A 19,370-nucleotide genomic window follows, 5' to 3' on the forward strand; every position below is an offset into this window, starting at 1 on the left:
ATGAAAATAGTTTGGGCTCTGATCGTTCTGACTCTCCTGGCTGTGGGGGCCAGTCTGCTGTTTCAATCGTACGGGCACATGAACACAGTCGTTCTACCCGTACCCCCCGATGATGTGGAACTCGCCTGGATCCACACTTCCACCAACTCCGCCACCTGGGAACGCTTCGTTACCGGATGCAAGCGACTGGCTAACGATGGCTGGACAGTGGATGATTCCAAAGCCCTACTCGAGGAAACCACCGGCATCCCGGAAGTCACTATTACACGGCCCAGTGAATCGCGGAAAGTTCGCATCCGCTGGTATAAGCTGTCGAGTGAAACCGGTAGTAAGCAATGGGTAAAAGCACTTTCCAAACGCAACCCAGCGCCCATCGCCATAATCGGCGGGGGATCGAGCGACCGTGCCGAGGATCTCGCCCGCAGCCTTTATGAACAGGGCAGTTGGAAAGGCGGCGTAGCGCCCCTACTGTTTCTGACCACCGCCACGGCCGATGAGATCAAAACCGGGCCAGACGACTATAAGAAGCTCATCAACTTCTATCCCGGCCGGACATTTCGCTTTTGCTTCAGCAACCTCCAGATGGCGAGAGCGGTGATGGAGTGCATCGATCAAACCGATCTGCACCCGAGCCGGAATTTTCCCCCGTTTCAACGGCAGTTGATGATGATGGGTCAGCACACCCCGCTGGATCTGTTGATGAATCTGATTCTGACCAACAGCGGTTTGCGCTTCGGAACGCCGCACCGTTTTGCGGTACTTTGGCGGGACGATCCCTACTCGAGCGATCTTCTGGATCGCTTCGAACAAGTGATTCAGGAGGCCCGCAACGGCCTCAACACTTACGGCGGCAACCGGCTGGTCAAATTGAATGTCCCCTTTAGCGTCGGAACCTACAACCATGCCAACCCTTCCGAAGAAGAAGCGGTCCGCGAACTTCTCAGTGAAATTTCCACTGCCCCGGGTGAGCGGGCTTTGTTAATTCTGCCGACGGTAGCCGCCCCGGCCCGGCGAGTCCTGCGCTCGCTATGCGGCGATGCTCCGATGATCGGCAAGAACATCGTGGTGGTCACCGGGGATGCGATCTCATTCAACACGTTTTATCGGGACGCCGAATTTGCCTGGAATGTGCGAGACATTCCGGTGCCGATAGCGACTTTCCTGCATCAAAATCCTGTGGGCTGGGATGAAGGAATTACCAAGATCGCTCCGCTCCAGGGGCCGAACAGCACGGAGGACATTCTGCTGTATCAGGATATGATGTCGCGAATCATGAATTCCATTCTGCCCAAGGACAAAAAAACAGAAGCTCGAGATGCCGATACACTTCGGGATAACCTGATTAGTCAGAATCCCGATTTCTTCGACAAGGATGGAAATCGACAATCAGGACAGAACGAATACGTCGTTATCTTCCGGCCGATCTTCCTGGAAGGGGATCGCGTGCGGGACGAACCGCAAATCGAAATTTGGAACCGACCGACCGGACAGAAGTGGAAACTGGTTCAACAGCTGGGTAAATACAACCCGCCGAACCCGGTCCCTTAAAATAATACTCCTGAAATTTCCGGCAGATTCACGAATGGATTCCTTGTGAACTACATACCCTGGAAGACGCTCAAAACCTACGGTGCAATGCTGCTGGCCTGGATAGTCCTCGTCGGCTGGCTTTCCTACCTGCTCTACACCCGAGCCCAGATTTCGCGGCAGAACGATGAAGCCAGCGTTCGCGAATGGTTGGATGAAACCCGCGTTTTCCGCAAGACCCTTCTGGAGATGATCGAGGATTACATCACCAAGCTCGATAACCCGGATAACGAAAATTTAGTACCGCTTGAAACCAAGGCCGAGGAAATTCGTGCCCAGCTGCGGTCGTTAACATTTCCGCTCCAGACATTGGCCAATCAGTTGCCGCTTTTTCCCGATGTCGAGCGCATCGAAATTCGCTTTCCGAATAATCCGGAAGTCAATCCCATCACCTGGGAAACCCTCGATCGCAAGCCGCAGATTCTCCAAAACACCTTGCGAACGCTTCAGTACGAACCGATCACCGGCCGTGCGATCATTTACTGCCGCTATCATCTGCATGCCTTTAACCGCACGCAACGCGACGAACGCGAACAGCAGCTGGTATTTCGAATCATCGGCGGCGTGGTCATCATCGGCAGCCTTCTCGCTCTGCTCGCGGCCAGTTCGTTGCTTCGCCGGGAGCGCAATCGCGAGCTGGCACGCCTAAGAGCGGAACGAGCCCTGGAGCACAAAGAAAACGAAGTTTTGAATGAGAAACTGCGTGCCGAAGAGGCCGAACGCACAGCTCTGGAAATGAAATCGCAATTGTTTGCTGGGATCGGGATCATGGCCGGTTCATATGCCCACAACATCAAAAATCTGCTGGTACGCCCAAATGATCTGATACATCGCTGCCTGGAACAGGACGGCCTCAATTCCGAACAGTTGAGCATGATGCACGAAGTCCGCAGTACCCTCGGCACGGTCACCGAACGTCTGCAGGAAATTCTAAAAACCGTCCGGCGCGATCCCACGCAAACGGCCATGAGCCCGCTGGATCTCAATCACCTGGTCAACGACATGACCAAGACCTGGAGCCAACTTTGCACTGAAAAATGGAAATTGAACCTTCAGACCGATCTCTGGTCCGAACCGCTGATTATTGATGCCGATCTCTCGCACTTGCAGCAAGCCCTAGAAAATCTGCTTTTCAATGCTCGCGATGCCACCTTCGAAATGCGGAACCACGTTCGGGATGAAGCTCGCAATGCGGAGCCAGCCCTTCGCAAACAGGCCTTGATCGATGCCGCCGGTTGGCGCGGTCTGGTCATCATCCGCACCTATCGCGAGGATTCCCAAGTGCTGCTCGACATCCAGGACAACGGCATCGGTATGACCGACGAAGTTCGCGAACGTTGCGTGGAAACCCATTTCACCACCAAGCGGAATAACGCACTATACGAAGGCTACAACGCCGGGATGGGTTTAGGACTATCGTTTGTCATGGCCGTACTGGAACACCATGGGGCGAAACTCGAGATCTACTCGACCCACCTGAAGGGAACAACCTTCCGTGTCCGCTTCCTGTAAGTTACGAGCGAGGGAATGATCGCTTTTTCAGCTTTTCGCTTGAGCTGATCGCAAGCTTCGAACATCATGGGGAAATGAAATACTTCCTTCTTTCATGCTTTTTGCTGGCGTGGCCGCCGCTGGGACTCGCCGAAGAGCGAATTGCCATCCGGCAGGAGAAGGATTTCCTTCAGATTGAGACCGATGCCCTCTCGGCCCGAATCCAGACGCGCGGGTATGTCAGCGGCGTCTCGGCGGGTTCGCTGATCGACAAGAAAACGGAGACCAAGGATCTCGGCTTTGGCCTGCACATTATGGATTTTCTGCTGGCCCCGGGCTGGCGAGAAGACAAGTATTCGCGTGAAGTTCCTTTCCACGGCCGGCTCGCCAAACATCTGGTGGAAGGGCCGCAGATCTGCACGCAAGCGAAGATACTCGAACCGGCCATCACGCGCGGCACCGACTTTGTAGCCGTGCAACTGCGCTTCAAATTCACCGAGGCGGCCCCGGGGTTGAAGGCCAGTTCACTCTGGGAACAAACGCTGCTATTCAAGACGGGGATCCGCTACTTTTTCTCGGCCGAAGAAATCACTTCCGCAAATACCGTCGAAGATCTGTTCTACCGCATCGATATGCCGGGCCACATCAAACACAAAAAGGGCGATACTTTCGAGCAGGTCTACTTGAGCTATCTGGAAAAACCTCTCACCGCCAAGGAGTTTGAAAACAACTTCGCCCCCGACGCCAAGTTTCTCTACCAGCGTGACGATTCCAAGCTCCCTGCCCGGATGATCCGGGCGTATAAAACGCGCAACGGGCCCTGGTTAGCCGGCCTGACTCTCGATCCGGGTGCGACCTCCGAAGCGTGGTGCCATCAGCGCGACTACGTTTGCTTCATTCAGGAACTTCACAAACGTTCCGTGAAGACCGGTGAGAAATTTGGCGCGGCCTATATCGTGGGATGGTTCGATTCGATTCCCGATATGGCAAAGACCTACGACGAATTTAAAGGGATCCGAAAGATCGAAGTGGACCCTCTTCAAAAATCGTTTCGCTTTGCTCGCTGAAGACCCCGGCTAATGAGCATTTGATGAAGATTCGTCTCTCTTGTTAACAATTCGTGAAGAATTCGAGAGCTTACCGTAAAGGCTCTTCCAACTTTCTCAGCTCCAGTAAGATGCTTAATTCGTTAAGTTTGAATTTTTTTTTGGAATTCAAATCGCTCAAACACTTACTGGACAAAACGAATGAGTTTACGTCTCCGTCGAAAAGCTTTTACACTGATTGAATTATTGGTCGTCATTGCAATCATCGCGGTTCTGATCGGACTGCTGTTACCCGCCGTTCAAAAAGTTCGCGAAGCGGCTGCTCGGATGAAATGCACGAACAACCTCAAGCAATTGGGGCTGGCGGCTTTGAATTACGAATCTTCGTACGGGGCTTTCCCGTTCAATGCCATCACCAAAAACAATAGCCAACCTCCCTACATTCCCTTCCAAGCGGGTACGGTTCCGACCCCGGGCAACACCGGCGGTACGCAGGGTCGCTGTGGCGGCCTGGTTCCTCTACTGCCCTTCGTGGAACAGAATAACATCCTGCCGATTTATACGTTCAACGTCGATTTTAGCGATCCGATGAACACCGCAACACTTTCTTTGCCTTTCAACCTGTTTGTGTGTCCTTCGAACCCCAGCGGTCTTTCGCCTATCACTTACCCCACGACTTATATCAGTGGTGGTAACAATTCATTCGCTCCCCCGGCCACACCGGGCGCCAGCAAGAATATTTACGGCTCCAAACTCTACCCTACCACCAATATCACGGTGAGCGGGTTGCCGTCCGACTACGCTCCTGCGGTCCAAGTCAAAACGACCAAGGATGCTCTCGGCGCTGAGATCGCCTTCACCAATCCGGTTGTTGCCGCCGCTTATCCTGGGACTCCGAGCAAGGGTGCGATGCGACAGAACGGTCCGACGAAAATCACCGAAATTATCGACGGCACGAGCACGACGATTCTGTATTCAGAAGCCGCCGGTCGAGCTAATCAGTTCTACACCGGCTACGTGAATGCCGGCCCCGATACATCCGTCACCGGCCCAATCTGGTCCGATTCGGATAACCGCATCACGGTAACTGGAACTACCGCCGATGGCAAAACTGTAGCCACCGCAACCTGCACGAACTGCACCTGCGTCATCAACTGCAATAATCTCTCGGGAGACATCTACGCATTTCACACCGGGGGAGCGAATATCTGTTTTGCGGATGGACACGTCTCGTTCGTGGCTTCGACCATCGATATCAAGACGCTAGTGGCCCTGGTCACGAAGGCGGGCGGTGAAGTGATTCCTAACTTCTAATTTCTCATCTGCTGAAAATTGAAAATGAGGATTTGGCTCTTCAGAGCCAGTCCTTTTTTTATTCCGCTTCCCGCACATTGAATTCCAGCTTGAAGCGCTCCTTGCCATCCCGGCTAAAACACCACAGTTCCAACTGTCCGACTTCCGTGACCTTGGTATGAAGGTGTACTGGGATCAATCGACCCGACTTCTCTTCGCCGAGCGTTGTCTGCACGGGGGCTAGTTCTTCCACGTCGCCCTGCCAATCCTCCAGAATCGTTCCCGGCACATCGTGCCGACGCAGAGAGCTGCCCAAGAAGCGAAATTCAACCGGTTCCCCGACAATCACCCCAAATTCCTGCGAAGGAATATCGGTCTCGGTACCTTCTTCCATGCCAAAGGGGGCAACGCAAAGAGCTTTTAGCGGTGCAGGCATTCCCGGAATAGCTGGCATCGAACTTTCCACGCCAATGTAATAGCTTCGGGCGGTGCCCCCTCGAATCCGGATTCCTTTACCCCGTCGCACGAGACCGTAGTAGGCCGCGCCCCGAGCAACCGCCTGATCGAGATCATTTCCTTCCAGCACGCGCACGCTCTCGGCCTTCATTTCCTTGGTCCAACCGTTGAGAACCGTGGAGAAGCGATCCTGCAACAACGGGGATTTGAAAACACCACCGTTGAAGAGTATGGCTGTCGGCAGCCCGGGGGGAGATTTTTTCTTCTTCTTGGAATTCGATTCCCTCTCCAAGAGAAAGGTGCGTTGCTTGGTCAGGAACTGCGCGAGATGCCTCGAGATGGCCGGGTCTGCCACATAGGGTAGGCCCAATTCCTGGAAACCGGCCGCGCGGGACTTGTTCGGTTCCGTGTCCACCTTGCATAACGGCAGAAACCCTTCAAGCAGAATTTTTTCCACATCGGCCTTGGTCAGTTCTCCCTTGAGCGTGCCGCCAATGACTTTGGAACCTCGCCCCAGGACTGTGACCGGGGCAGCCGTCAGCGACGGATCTGCCAAAAGACTTTCTTTGGCCGCGCGAGCCGAGTAGCTGAGCGCCAGCATCTGCGCGGCGTCGAGCTTGACCCCTTTGGCGGCGAATTGCTGAGCCGCCAAGTGAGCCAAAGCCAGGTCCATGTTATCGCCACCTAATAGCAGATGATCTCCCACGGCCAGACGCGTTAACTCGAGTTGTCCCTGAACTTCCGCGACTTCGATCAATGTGAAGTCCGTAGTTCCTCCTCCCACATCGGCGACGAGAATCAAATCCCCGACTTTAACCTGTTCTCGCCATTTCTCTCCGCAGGAATCGAGCCAGGCATAGAACGCGGCCTGAGGCTCTTCCAACAGCGTCAGATGCTCGAATCCCGCGGCCCGGGCCGCCTCGACGGTCAGTTCCCGAGCGACGGCATCGAAGGAAGCGGGCACTGTGAGAACGATCTCCTGATTCTCAAGGCGATTCGCAGTCAGTTCTTTAGCCATCTGAGCATTCCAGGCTTCGGCCAGATGCTTCAGGTACCGAGTACTGGCTTCGAGCGGCGATATGCGTCGGCCCCCCTCCGGAGCTTTCCAGGGGAGAATAGGAGATTTGCGATCCACACCCGGGTGGCAGAGCCAGGACTTGGCGGAAGCAACCAGCCGGGTCGGAACCTGCGAACCGAAGTTCCGAGCGAATTCGCCGACCGCATAATCGCGATCGCTGGCCCAGGGAAGATTCAGACTGCCCGCCGGCTGTTCGTTTTCTCCCGGCAGATAAAGGAATGAGGGCAAGAGCGGACGTTCTTCAACCAAACCAGCGCGCACTACCTGGGGGATAGACAGTGTCTGGCTATGTGGATCTTCTCCTCGGCCGGTATCGATATACGCCAAGGCGCAATTGGTAGTACCCAGATCGATGCCAATGACAAATCGTGAAGCCATTCCAGTGCCTTCGCTGCTAAATCCAAGTCGAATCTTCAATTAATTAGGATAAGCGGAATTGATTCTGAAACAACATTCTTCCTGGCCACAGGAATTCACCGGTGAAATTCCCCGCTTTCGAATCGTGCTCGATAACAACTTCGAAATCTTGAGGAGGATTTGGAAATGTCTTTGCCGCTGATTACATCACTGATCAACTTGCTGGAAAAAGAAGATGGCCCGACCGCAGTGGAATATGCGGTGATGCTGGCCTTGATTATTGTCGTCTGCATTGTCGCCGTGACAACCATCGGCAAAAATGCCAACAGCACGTTTTCGACCGTTGCCACAGCAGCCAAACCGACCACGAAGTGATCCATTGGGCGCTAGCCGGAATTCAAACGAATTCGAGCGTTCGCAGTTACTGCGAGCGTTCTGCAGATTTTTTGTCGAACTTCCGATACTGCTCGGCCATTTCTTTGCCTATCCGCTCGACCAGGGCCCGATCCATCAATGTGCCGTGGTCCTTACCCGGGAAGAGTTCGACTTTCGCATCGCTTCCGAGTACGTGCAGCGTTTCGCCCAGAAGCCGGGTCGCGCCTTCCAAATAAAAAGTATCGCGATCGCCCATGTAGACGTGCAGTTTCCCTTTCAGCTTCGGTTCCAAAGTCGACCAATTCCGCTGCAGAACCAGACGAATATCATACTTCTCCCAGGTCTTCGCCACGGCGTGATCGATCTTTCCCGTCTTGCGATCCCAGAGTTGCATCGGCTTACCATCGCTCCCCTTTTCGCTGAAAACTGCTTCGAACGAAGCCAGTTGGCCGCCGTGACCCATGATGATTTCCATGTCGGAGAAGGGTTTGTAATACAGGAAGGGAATCCAGCCCCGACGGCCTAGTGGGCGAGCCTGTCCTTGCGTATCCGTGAACATATTGTCGTATTCGTAAATATTGATGCGTTGGAAGTCGCGGAAATCGACTGGATCGGGTGCGGTGGACCAGGTGCCTCCGAAGAAATCGGGATAGGCGACTTGCAGCCAGAGACTCGACCATCCCCCCGAAGAGTGCCCCGTCACGAAACGAGCCCCGGGAGCAGAAATTCCGCGAAAGCGCTTTTCAATGGCGGGGACGAGTTCCTCGGTGAAGGCTTTGCCGACGGGTCCGTTATTCGCCGAGTCGGCAAAGACGTGATGCCCTAGCGGACAGGAAGGATCGAGCATGACGTAGAGCATTTCGACCCCATCCACATCGGTAGCATTGCGGGCTGCTCGGCCCCGCGCTCCTTGATGAGTGCCACCAAAACCGGGAATTTCGTAGATGGTGGGATACTGCTTTTTCGCATTGGTCGTGAAACTCTTGGGAAGGATGACCCCCGCCCGAAGATTGGTCGGCTTGTGATGAAATTCCGAAAGAAGTTTACTTTCGATTTCGATGTACTTGACGTTATCGGTCTCTTTGAAAGCAGGAGCTTTATAGACTTGATCCAGCGTTAATTTTATCGGGGCAGTCTGATCCTCCCCCAGGGCAATTTTCATCGGTACAGAATAGATGTTACCGGGTGCCGCACTGAAGTTGATGCCCTGTTCGAAATCCATGACCCCCTGAACGTAAAAATCTTCCTTCGGAAGTTTGTCCATCGGAGTGGGGTAATAGATCGCCGTCGAATCGATCTTGAGTTTTTCGCCCGGCTTCCAGTCTTTCACATCCTTAGCGAACACCGGTTCGGGACGACCCCAGCTGATATTGGGGGTTAAAACGGCGGGCTTCCCTTTCGTCAGCAGAACGAAGACTCTGCCGCTGAAAGATTTGTTCGATACGCTTTCGGGGAACTGTAATTCGAATTCGACTGGTCCCGCCAGCGCGGGAAAAGTCATTGTCAAGATGATCGCCAGCCCAAGCAGCAGTTTTTTCATAGGTCGACTCTTGCGGTTAAGCTTTGAAACCTTCAGTTATCAGTTCCCGGCCAATTTTTAATATGGTATCGATCAGCAAGTCGAAATCTTCTATTCGACTACGATGATTGACGATAGCCGTCCGAATTGCAAACTTATCTCCAATTTGCGTCGAACTGGGGATCGCCACTCCCGACTCCTGTAGCCGCATCAGCAATTCGCGGTTGAGTGCATTGCGTTTTTCCTCGGGCATGACACTCGGGGCAAAGCGGAAACAGACGATGTTCAGCGAAACCGGAGCCAGCAGTTCCAGTTCGGGCTCGCATTGGACCCGATCAGCCAGATAATTGGCCTGGTCCACATTCTGCTCGATCAAGCGGGCAAACTTTTCAACTCCATAGGCCTTCAGACACATCCAGACCTTGAGGGCTTTAAAACCCCGGGTCAATTCAATCCCCCGGTCGGCAAAAGTCATGCGCCCAACGCTGACTCCTCGATCGAACTCCGCCAGATAACTCGCCGAACTGCTGAAGGCGGCCTTATGCAACTCCGCGTCCCGCACCAGCAGGCAAGCGACTTCGAAAGGCAGATACATCCACTTGTGCAGATCAATGGAAATGGAATCGCAGCGTTCTAGACCGGCCACCCGGGATCGCAATTTGTCCGAAATACGAGCCAGGGCACCAAAGGCCCCATCGATATGAAACCAGATTTTCTCCCTTTCACAGACGTCGGCGAGACCGTTCAGGTTATCAATGGCCGCCGTGTTCACTGTGCCAGCCGTACCGATGATGCAGATAGGCCGATGCCCGAGCTTTCGATCCGCGGCGATGCTTTCCTGCAAAAGCGGTATTTGAATCTGATACTGCGAATCGACAGGTATCGCGCGATAGTTACGGCGTCCCAGGCCCAAAAGCTCGAGAGCTTTCTTTGCCCAGCCATGAGTTTCCGTGGAACCGTAGACCATTAAGCGAGGTTGTTCACGCGAATGCAAGCCATTTTCGCGGACATCAAAACCGGCCTGAGCGTTTCGCGCGACTGCCAACCCCAGCACACCTGCCATGGTGCCGCCGCTGCAAAGCAGTCCACTGGAGCCACTGGGCAAACCCATCAATTCCGCCAGCCAGGCAATAACCTGCAATTCCACCACCGCCGGCGCATGATTGAAGCCCGCCATATGAGCGTTCAGTCCGGAAGCCAGCATATCCGCCAGCATGGCGAAGGGCACCCCGGTTCCCTGAACCCAGCCCCAAAAACGTGGATGCCAGCTGCCATTGGGATAAGGAAGGACGTTGTTGACGAATTCCCGCCAGACTTGTTCCTCGCCCTGCGGCTGAATCGGAAGTGGTTCGTGGAGCTGCTTCTGAACTTCCGGGGGCATTTGTTGCCAGGCAGGTTTCTCTTTGAGATGTATGAACTGATCGAACATCTCATCGAGCATTCGATGGCCGAGAGATCGCAAAGCGTCCCAGTTCTGAGGATCCAGGGTTAAATTCTTTTCCACGCCGGCGTATATCGCTTTCTGTGAATTAAATAGCTGAGAAGGTGGTATATCGACTTTGACAGGCCGTGTTGCGGGCGAGGTTCGCGAACGGGAGAAGATGTCAGGCGATTCTAGCGACGGATGGGAATTTCCACCGATTGAACGGGAGCGAGAAAATCGGTTCCGCGACGGGGCGTGCTCTGCTCGGCCGGATCGGCCGCCGGCGGCGTCGCCTGCCAGGCCTGTCCGCAGGTCGCCAAACGGTAACCCTCGGCATAGAGACGTCGCATTTCATCCCGATCGAAATCGAGGCTGTCGCTCTTGGTGGCGAATTCCTGAGGCAGCGCGGCCAGATGGAATTTCATACCGGTCAACAGCGAAAGCGTGTAGATTTTGTCGATCTCATTTCGGGCGCTGGAGTAGACCAGAGAGATGAGAGAACTGGCGGCAATGTCCTTAATTTTCGATTTGGTGCATTCCGGATCGGCATAAATTTTCCCGGCAACAATGACGTAAACGTTCGTTCCCACCAAGGGCTTCTGACCCGCTTTCAGCCGATCTTCATCGACATTCAGCAGCGATGCCCGGACGAAGACCTGATCGGCTGCTCCGCCATCGACATGCATTTCGGAATAGACGCGACCGTTAATCGTCACGTCGATCTTAACTGGTGGGAAAAAGCCGGGAACGGCCGCCGAGGCCAGAATGATTTTTCGGTAGAGTTTCGCAGCATCCGGACGGCCACTGGAAGCGATCGCACCCATATCCCAGATGACCAGTCGTCTCGTGTCGAGATTGGTCGTGGCCACATAGAAACGCTTACCCTGAGAATGTGCAACGGCGACGGACTGGATAATCTGATCGTCGATTTCTTTTTCCAACATCCTTTCGAGCGGTTTCGAGGAGGAGGTGGAATCCGACCAGAGGATAGAGAGCTTGGGTCTATCGCGGTAGATATCTTCGGAATTAATGGTGGTGTAAAGATGACAAAGCCGATTGTCGTATTCCGTACCCAGCAGTGCAAAGGTGCCGATGATCGCTCCGGTGCTCACGCCCGTAACCACATCGAAACTCGGCCTCTGGCCGGTTGTCGTCCAACCGTTGAGTACGCCAACCGAGTAAGCGCCGAACATGCCGCCACCGGATAGGGCCAGCACATTTTGTTTCTTACCTTCCGGTAAGGGGGCATTGGAATTTTGCAGAGGATTGGTCACTGCCCGAAAAACTTCGCTGTCGACCGGGCGATCCGAACCGGGCGGTGCATGCAGATCGATCAGTTCCCCGCCATTGGAAACCGGTTTAGGTACGCAGGCCCGATCCATCCGGTAAGCGCAGCCCGGTAGAAGGACGGTAAAAACCGTCATAGCCGCTAGACTCAGAAATAGAGAAGTACATTTGGACATAAATCTTAAGGCCGGTGACGGACACAATCTAACGTTCGCACCGGAAACCAATCCATTGTTCCTTATGATCGGCTCACTTCAAGCCGGTGTGTCCGAACTTATCGGTAATACAGGGAAATGAGACGACTCTAACTGCTGTATTCGATCCACTCCGGTCAGATTTATATCAACCCCCGAAAATCACTCCCCAGAGAGCGCACTCTAACTACTAATCCCAAATGGTACAATCCGGATTATTCGATAGGATTTTGGTACTATTTTGCAAAATGGATTTAATTTCTCCTCTGTAGTTTGCGGGCAGAAGCAAAAATTTCCCATATTGTGTGAACGATCCAATATGCGAACTTGAGGATCGGTTGTTGCCCTCATTCCAATCAGTTCCAGAACTCCACAGATTAATTGAGCACCATGGGATTAGAGTTGGAACAATCTAAAATCCACTCGCCATTCAGGCTGCATTCGTGCCTGCTGGTAATCGGTCTTTACCTGTTTTTTCAGAACCCGGCCGACGCTCAAGAAATTTTGCCTATGCCTCGTTGCTGCGACAGTCTGCCATTTAAGCGAGCGATAATTTTTTCCGGGGAAGGGACCGATTTTACCTGTCACATTGGCATGTATGACGCCGCCGTCGAAGCAGGTCTGGCTCCGGACTTAATTATCGGAACTAGTGGCGGTTCTATCGCTGCTTTGATCATTAGCACGTACCCGGATCGTCTTGAGCGAAATAAATTTATCGCTTCAAGTCGCCTTCACGAAATGTTACTTTCGATTCAAATCGAACATCCTCGGGTGTTACTAGAATCGGGTCGGGCACTTCGTTGGAGAATTCGAGGGATAGGACTTGCCCCCCACCCGCCGGACATATTCACGCGACCCATCGCTTCGATCCCAGGGAATTTTGGCCTCACCGAATCGGATCACCCTTTTGAAGTGAATCCCAAAGGTCCCAAAGTCCTGTTGGTGGCAGGTGAATTACATTTTGATACTTCCAAAGGTTTGCGCTCCTCCCAGAAGCTATTCACCGAGACTTGGTTTACCGATCCCGATACGGCCAGGTACATCCCCGCCGATATGCCGACCATCGGGACCGTTTACCCAAACAGCGCAGTCTGTCCGCTCGGGCAGACCGTAACAGATGTCAAACTTTCGGAAGCGATGATGGCCTCGATCGCCGAGCCGCACGTTTTTCTGCCTGTGACCGTGGGCGGTAAGACCTATACCGGTGGCGTAATCAATTTGCACGCGATTGAACTGGCCGGCCGACTGGCAGAGGAAGTGATTACTCCCAAAATGGGACATCACTCTCGAGTCGCCACGAATGTGATTCACAGTGTTTTTGAATATGAGCCCAACCAGCGAATGGATGCCGTGAATCAATTTCCCGTGAAATACCGGGTCGATTTCTCGGATGCGACTCCCGCACTCAAGGGAAATTCGTTCTGGTTCTCCGCTAAATTCGTGAATAATGAATCGGAAGTCCAATCGGTTTTATCGGGGGATTATAAGAAGGATCGAGCCTATCTGATTCCCAGGTATCGGATAGTCGACAACGTCCCGGCCAGCTTTGAGGAATACCAGAAGAAAATCAACGCCCAGTGGCAGTATGGCTACGACCGGGCGAAGATGGCATTTAGCACACCCAAATAAAGATCTGTCGCCCGTAGCCTCTCAACTTTGTCTACTTTTTCCCGGTTGCCAGAGTACGTCCTTTTTGCCGTTATCATTCGCCGTGCGCGATAACACGAACAACAAATCCGATAAACGATTCAAGTAAATCATGACCTGGGGATTGATCGTCTCCTGTTGCATCAGCGTAACGACGGAGCGTTCCGCCCGTCGGCACACCGTTCGGGCCAGATGCAGCCAGGCGGAAGCTTTGGAACCGCCTGGAAGCACGAAACTGTTCAGGGCGGCCAATTGCTCGTTGTAATGGTCGATGGCCTTTTCCAGACGGCTGACCTGCTCCGGGGTAATGCGGAGGGCGTTCTGTTCGTTGGCAACCATGGGAACGCAAAGGTCGGCCCCGGCATCGAACAAGTCATGTTGGATAGACAGTAGAAGCTCGGCAAAAGGCACGTTGGGTTCTAAAAGCAATAATCCGATCACCGCGTTTAGTTCATCGATCTCGCCGTAGGCCGTGACTCGAGGACAATCCTTGTTGACTCGAGTGCCATCCCCCAGCCCGGTCTGGCCCTGATCGCCGGACTTGGTGTAAATTCGGGAAAGATAAACCATGTAGGTGGAATCCAATGAAAGGAACGTTTACCCAGAGCATATTAGGACGGGAGGACCGGGTAGAGCAAGTCTGAATCTAAAACCGGCCTGACAGTCATTCCTGCTTCGAAAATCGGTAAAGTCGTTAAAGCCAGCGGTTCAATCCTTCCGATAGGATCGTTAAGAACAGTTAGCCTGACGCAGGCCGCAGAATCGGCATTAAGGTCAGGGCTCGTGGAATTAGGATCGGGGGAACTTCCATGTCCTGGTTGCGAAAAAGTTTGATGTTGCTGGCAGTGGCATTGGTGGCGGCCCCGATCGGCTGTGCCTTTCCCGGGCCGTTTACGCCGATCCCGGTCCAACCCTGGACCTCGGAAAAGATCGAAAATCAGTATCTTCACAAGAACGATTTCCGAACTCCGATCATGCCTCCGATTCGTGAAGGTTTCCCTCCACCATTGTGTGAAGATGAGCCTTCAGTTCGCGAAGTGCTGCGGGCTATGCCTTCGATGACCCGGGGCGTGCCGTATGTGATCGAAGAGTTCCGGGACGATGTCCGTGTCGCTTTCGAGAGAATTGTGGACAAGATCGATCCACCCCGATTCTTCCCGCTCATCGGGCCAGCTCAGTTGCATCACTGCCACTGGAAGTGCACGGTTTACTTCACCGAGACCATCCAGAGCGACTACCCGTTCCCGGTTAAGCTGAAGAAACGCCGTGTGGAAGTTATGTACATCGACAAGGATCACCTGCACCAGTACGTTGGTCCGGATGTCGATGTTCAGCGGTCGATCACGAAGGAACATACCGGCTACTAAGATCTAACTTTGGTTGGTTGGAAGAAGCCATGGGAAAAAAGCCCATGGCTTTTTTCGTTGGAAGAGTTTCCAGGTCGCTTTGAAACGGGGAAGCGGCGATTCGCGAACCTATTCTGTCGCGGGGACGTCTTGCCAAGGTGAGCCGGGAAGTTATCATGAACTAAGTATGGTGGCTGTAGCTCAGTTGGTAGAGCTCCGGATTGTGGTTCCGGCTGTCGCGGGTTCGAGTCCCGTCAGTCACCCTTTCAATTTTTAAATTCGACAATTCGGTTTTGATCGCACCAAGGCCCGCAGCCGCAACCTTCCTCCTTTTTTGCTTCAAATCAGTCTAGGTTCCCGCCTATAATCAAACCGATTCGAATGCCGCGATTTCCCGATACTCCCCTTTTCGTCCTCAGGATGATGGTCATGAATCGGATTTTGATTCCGTTCGTTTGCATCACATTGGGGGGAATAGCCTTTCGCGTCACGGCTCCTGAAGAAGACTCTTCCCCGGAAAAACGCCGTCAGTCGGCCCTGGAATTCCATATTCGCGCTCAGGAGCGGACCGGGCTACTGATCCCCCTGTACCTTTACCCGGCCGACATTCACAAAAATGCCGATTACAACCGTCTGATCGATCTGAAACGACGATACGAAACCGTACCGATGTGGGTGATTTTGAACCCCGCCTCAGGACCTGGTAACCAGATCGATGCCAACTACACCAAAGCAATCGATCGGCTCCGAGGAGCCGGTTGCATGACTCTCGGCTACGTGTCCACCCGCTATGGCAAGCGAGCCGAGGCCGAGGTGCGGAAGGAGGTCGACCTCTGGCTCAAAATGTACCCCAGGACACAAGGTATTTTCTTCGATGAAATGGTCTACACCGATACCGAAGCCGGCGTGAAACATCAGTGCATTCTCAAGGATTATGCTCACAAGCTCGGCTACTGGCCAATTGTTGCAAATCCGGGGGCGGAGACGCCGGGCCGGTATTTTGCGGCCGAGGCGGCCGATGTCATCGTCGTTCATGAAGGCGACAGCATTCCCAAAGAGGAACGTCTCAAAGGCGACTACTTTGGCGGCAATTCGGACTATCCCCCCTTTACCCGAGGCGTATTACTGCACTCCCAAAAAAGTGTCGATAAAGCCGGCCTGAAGATGGTTCGCAAGTACGCACGCTGGATCTATCTGACCGAGGCCGTCTATCGGGAAAATGATCCTAAAGCGGCCAATCCCTGGAATCGCCTGTCGAACCATCTCGAAGCTCTCTGTGAATTTTTGTCCGAGAAGTAACCAGTCGACTTTTAGTGATCGGCTTCATTGCCCTCAACGCGTAAAGATTTTAACTTTCAAAAAGCCTCCGCAGCATTTTTGCGAAAAAAACAAACCGGATTTGCACTCTCAATATCAAGGGATCAGGAAAATCCTGATCCTTCCCCCGATTCACTGTGTGTAAGGATCTATCAGCCGGTAAAAGAACTTTTGATAACAACGGCCCAAAGGCATCACACATTTTGCCGAAGGGAAGCAAATGCATTCCTTAAGAAAGTTGCACTCGAGTCAAAAACTTCCCGTAGGCGAAGTAGTTATCCGAGGCTGCCGCTGCCGGTGCGGTCACGAATGGGCTCACTCTAGCGATTTTCGACCACCGATTTGCCCCAAATGCAAAAGTGAAGACTGGGATAAGCGGTTCACCGCTGGTGCGAACTCTCGTCTGAAATAAACCGAGAATCTCAAAATTACCGGTAGGCCGCGATTTCTCTCATTTCGATTCGCATGGAAGCGTGAAAATTATCAGTCTGAAACTGCCGATTTCCCAAAGTGATAAATTTCCGATCCGGGAATAAGTCGATTTTGGTTACGGCTGAAGATAGCAGAAATTCCAACTCTGGCGCGCCAAGTGCTTTTTTAAGTTCGTCGGGCATCGAACTGAGAATCGAACCCGCGAATGACAAGCTTACTTGACCAGATTTAGGATTCCCTCATGCTTTCTCCAATTATATCACCGTACTTTGACGCCGAAATTGAATCGGGTGAAATACCAGTTAACCTTCTGATCCGATACGCTGCTGAAAAGGCCGAGTACTACATCCTGCTGGATCAGTTATACGATGCTCTTTATTCTGCTCATTCGCTGATTGCCATTTAACCGGCCAAGTACCCAGATTTCGATTTTTCTCCAAATAGACACACTCCGGCATTGAGTTATCGATGCCGGAGTTTTTTGTTGGCTATCGGACAAGTTTTTTTTCGTTCGTAGCGACAGGCAGAAATAGAAATAGGCACTGATCGCTCAGTGCCCGACGGGAGGAATGCAGTTCGAATATAGATCAAGCAGCAAGGATCATCGAATTTCTTCATCTGATCTGCTTGCTGCGCTTCCACAAGACAGGAGGTTGCAGGGAATATCAATCAAGCAGCGATAATCATCGAATTTTCTTCTTCTGACCAGGCTCGCTGCGCTTCCACAAGGTTGTAATCTTTGCTCTGGCGTACTTCCTTGGCGACTCGTTTGGTGAGTGCCAGGACGAAAGCCATATCCTGGAGAATCGCACGGGTCTTGATATCGATCACTTTCTCAGTCTGGATCTTATTAATCATGTTACTCTCCAGTTCGGGGGTGGTTAACTTTACGAAGAACTTCTATTGCAGCAGGCATGCCAGTACGCCAAAAAAAGACGATATTTGTCGCAAGTCTCAATCAGATAGTCACTTGCGGAATCGGCAATTTGACGGGAAGGATTTTGTAAGGAAGTACATTTTGCAACTTGAGAGAAACCGTACAAAATACCTAGGGAAATTGTGCAATTGACCCCACGAATTTACATTTCCTTTCTCGTTCGCCTGCTGTTAAACTGGCAAAAATTGGAAAAGGACCTCTCCCATGAATCGGCGTCAATTTATCGCCTCGAGTTCTGCTCTCCTGGGCTCCTCCGCCACTTCGGCCGTTTGGGGCTCCGAAGATAAAAAACCTCGCGTCGGCGTCATCGGCACTGGCTGGTATGGCAAGTGCGATCTGTTTCGAATGATCCAAGTCGCCCCGGTAGACGTTGTCTCTATCTGCGATGTCGACGAACATATGCTCACCGACGCCGCGGATCAGATCTCTCAGCGGCAGCTGTCTAAAAAGAAACCCCGGACCTATCGCGACTATCGCAAGATGCTGGCCGAGAAGGATCTGGATATCGTCCTCATAGGTACTCCGGATCACTGGCACCCACTCACAGCTATCGAAGCCATGAAGGCGGGCGCCGACATCTACGTTCAGAAACCGATTAGCGTCGATGTTCTTGAAGGTAAAGCCATGCTCGATGCGGCCCGCAAATACAAGCGGGTCGTTCAAGTGGGAACGCAACGCCGGAGCACGCCGCACCTGATCGAAGCGCGCGACAAGGTGGTGAAGGCGGGCCTGCTCGGAACGATCGGGCAAGTCGACATCTACTGTTACTATCACATGCGCAATAACGGTAACCCGCCTCAGATGCCGGTTCCCGAATATTTCGACTACGATATGTGGACCGGCCCGGCACCGCTAAGACCTTTCGACAAGATGCCGCATCGCGGTTGGTGGCGCACCTTTATGGAATATGGCAACGGCATTGTCGGGGACATGTGCATTCACATGCTCGATATGGTTCGCTGGATGCTCGATCTCGGCTGGCCCAAGAGTGTCTCGTCGAACGGTGGGATTCTCATCCAAAAAGGGGGCAAGTCGAACATAACTGACACCCAGACGGCCACGTTCGATTACGAAAAATTCCCTATCGTCTGGAATCATCGCACCTGGGGGCCGCCGGTCGATCCCGATTATCCGTGGGGAGCCACCCTCTATGGAGAAAAGGGTACGCTCAAACTTTCCGTGAATAAGTATGAATTCTTCCCGGCCGGTCGAAATAAACCGACATTGAGTGGCACGCCGTTATTCGAGTACGAAAAGTATCCCGAAGACAAAACCGAGAAGGATCTGGAACAGCACGTCGCCTCCGCCATTCGGGGCCATATGCGCGATTTCTTGAAAGCCATCGCCGAGCGGGGCAAACCTGTCGCCGACATCGAACAAGGCTATATCTCCACCGCCAGCTGCATCTTGGCCAACGTCGCTTTGCAGGTCGGCCGAACCCTCACCTGGGATCCGGTAAAGAATCGGGTAATAGGCGACGATGATGCCAACAAACTGCTGAAACGGCCCTATCGCGGGCCCTGGGAACACCCCGCCAACTCGTAGTCAGATGCGATGAATCTGTTACGACATCTTTTAGCGCAGG

Annotated in this window: 16 protein-coding genes and 1 tRNA gene; 11 read left to right on the top strand and 6 right to left on the bottom strand. The window is 53.0% G+C overall.

Features of this window, described 5'->3' with window-relative positions; genetic code table 11:
- The 4 genes from KIH39_RS17335 (at window position 1) to KIH39_RS17350 (ending at window position 5,438) form a co-directional block, all read left to right on the top strand.
- Window positions 1-1,548, top strand: a complete 1,548-nt coding sequence (locus tag KIH39_RS17335) for a hypothetical protein (RefSeq protein WP_213494480.1) — start codon at window positions 1-3, stop codon at window positions 1,546-1,548.
- Between the two features lie 45 nt (window positions 1,549-1,593).
- Window positions 1,594-3,099: a sensor histidine kinase gene (locus KIH39_RS17340; protein ID WP_213494481.1), complete on the top strand. Its 1,506-nt coding sequence runs from the start codon at window positions 1,594-1,596 to the stop codon at window positions 3,097-3,099.
- A 74-nt stretch (window positions 3,100-3,173) separates the two neighbouring features.
- Window positions 3,174-4,145, top strand: coding sequence for a hypothetical protein (locus KIH39_RS17345; RefSeq protein ID WP_213494482.1), 972 nt, complete (start codon window positions 3,174-3,176; stop codon window positions 4,143-4,145).
- Window positions 4,146-4,325: 180 nt separating this feature from the next.
- Window positions 4,326-5,438 carry a DUF1559 domain-containing protein gene (locus KIH39_RS17350; RefSeq protein WP_213494483.1) on the top strand — a complete coding sequence of 371 codons (1,113 nt, stop codon included), beginning with the start codon at window positions 4,326-4,328 and terminating at the stop codon, window positions 5,436-5,438.
- A gap of 58 nt (window positions 5,439-5,496) precedes the next feature.
- On the opposite strand, the gene KIH39_RS17355 is transcribed toward KIH39_RS17350, so the two are convergent.
- The gene (locus KIH39_RS17355; RefSeq protein ID WP_213494484.1) at window positions 5,497-7,329 is read right to left on the bottom strand and encodes an Hsp70 family protein; all 1,833 of its coding nucleotides are present in this window, start codon (window positions 7,327-7,329) and stop codon (window positions 5,497-5,499) included.
- A gap of 165 nt (window positions 7,330-7,494) precedes the next feature.
- Here KIH39_RS17355 and KIH39_RS17360 point away from each other — a divergent pair, with 165 nt between their 5' ends.
- Window positions 7,495-7,683, top strand: coding sequence for a Flp family type IVb pilin (locus KIH39_RS17360; protein WP_213494485.1), 189 nt, complete (start codon window positions 7,495-7,497; stop codon window positions 7,681-7,683).
- A gap of 46 nt (window positions 7,684-7,729) precedes the next feature.
- Here the strand turns inward: KIH39_RS17360 and KIH39_RS17365 are convergent, their stop codons facing one another.
- The 3 genes from KIH39_RS17365 to KIH39_RS17375 form a co-directional block, all read right to left on the bottom strand.
- Window positions 7,730-9,223, bottom strand: coding sequence for an alpha/beta hydrolase-fold protein (locus tag KIH39_RS17365; protein WP_213494486.1), 1,494 nt, complete (start codon window positions 9,221-9,223; stop codon window positions 7,730-7,732).
- A 16-nt stretch (window positions 9,224-9,239) separates the two neighbouring features.
- Complete coding sequence (locus KIH39_RS17370) at window positions 9,240-10,706, bottom strand: pyridoxal phosphate-dependent decarboxylase family protein (protein WP_213494487.1); 1,467 nt, start codon at window positions 10,704-10,706, stop codon at window positions 9,240-9,242.
- 110 nt (window positions 10,707-10,816) lie between these two features.
- Window positions 10,817-12,049 (bottom strand): patatin-like phospholipase family protein, encoded by a 1,233-nt coding sequence (locus KIH39_RS17375; protein WP_213494488.1) that lies wholly within the window; start codon window positions 12,047-12,049, stop codon window positions 10,817-10,819.
- Window positions 12,050-12,616: 567 nt separating this feature from the next.
- Here KIH39_RS17375 and KIH39_RS17380 point away from each other — a divergent pair.
- Window positions 12,617-13,735, top strand: coding sequence for a patatin-like phospholipase family protein (locus KIH39_RS17380; protein ID WP_213494489.1), 1,119 nt, complete (start codon window positions 12,617-12,619; stop codon window positions 13,733-13,735).
- Between the two features lie 21 nt (window positions 13,736-13,756).
- Here the strand turns inward: KIH39_RS17380 and KIH39_RS17385 are convergent, their stop codons facing one another.
- Complete coding sequence (locus tag KIH39_RS17385) at window positions 13,757-14,323, bottom strand: cob(I)yrinic acid a,c-diamide adenosyltransferase (RefSeq protein ID WP_213494490.1); 567 nt, start codon at window positions 14,321-14,323, stop codon at window positions 13,757-13,759.
- A 239-nt stretch (window positions 14,324-14,562) separates the two neighbouring features.
- On the opposite strand from KIH39_RS17385, the gene KIH39_RS17390 reads away from it, so the two are divergent.
- From KIH39_RS17390 to KIH39_RS17405, 4 genes are all read left to right on the top strand, one after another.
- Window positions 14,563-15,120, top strand: a complete 558-nt coding sequence (locus tag KIH39_RS17390) for a hypothetical protein (RefSeq protein WP_213494491.1) — start codon at window positions 14,563-14,565, stop codon at window positions 15,118-15,120.
- A gap of 169 nt (window positions 15,121-15,289) precedes the next feature.
- Window positions 15,290-15,362: transfer RNA gene (locus KIH39_RS17395), tRNA-His, on the top strand.
- Between the two features lie 166 nt (window positions 15,363-15,528).
- On the top strand, window positions 15,529-16,398 hold the full coding sequence (locus tag KIH39_RS17400) for a spherulation-specific family 4 protein (protein WP_213494492.1): 870 nt from the start codon (window positions 15,529-15,531) through the stop codon (window positions 16,396-16,398).
- A 691-nt stretch (window positions 16,399-17,089) separates the two neighbouring features.
- Window positions 17,090-17,254 carry a hypothetical protein gene (locus tag KIH39_RS17405; RefSeq protein WP_213494493.1) on the top strand — a complete coding sequence of 55 codons (165 nt, stop codon included), beginning with the start codon at window positions 17,090-17,092 and terminating at the stop codon, window positions 17,252-17,254.
- A 263-nt stretch (window positions 17,255-17,517) separates the two neighbouring features.
- Here KIH39_RS17405 and KIH39_RS17410 read toward each other — a convergent pair whose 3' ends face one another.
- Window positions 17,518-17,706: a hypothetical protein gene (locus KIH39_RS17410; protein WP_213494494.1), complete on the bottom strand. Its 189-nt coding sequence runs from the start codon at window positions 17,704-17,706 to the stop codon at window positions 17,518-17,520.
- A gap of 283 nt (window positions 17,707-17,989) precedes the next feature.
- Between KIH39_RS17410 and KIH39_RS17415 the strand changes: the two genes are divergently transcribed.
- Window positions 17,990-19,330, top strand: coding sequence for a Gfo/Idh/MocA family protein (locus KIH39_RS17415; protein ID WP_213494495.1), 1,341 nt, complete (start codon window positions 17,990-17,992; stop codon window positions 19,328-19,330).
- Window positions 19,331-19,370: the final 40 nt, after the last annotated feature.

It is taken from the genome of Telmatocola sphagniphila (assembly GCF_018398935.1).
GTDB classification, from domain to species: Bacteria; Planctomycetota; Planctomycetia; order Gemmatales; family Gemmataceae; genus Telmatocola; species Telmatocola sphagniphila.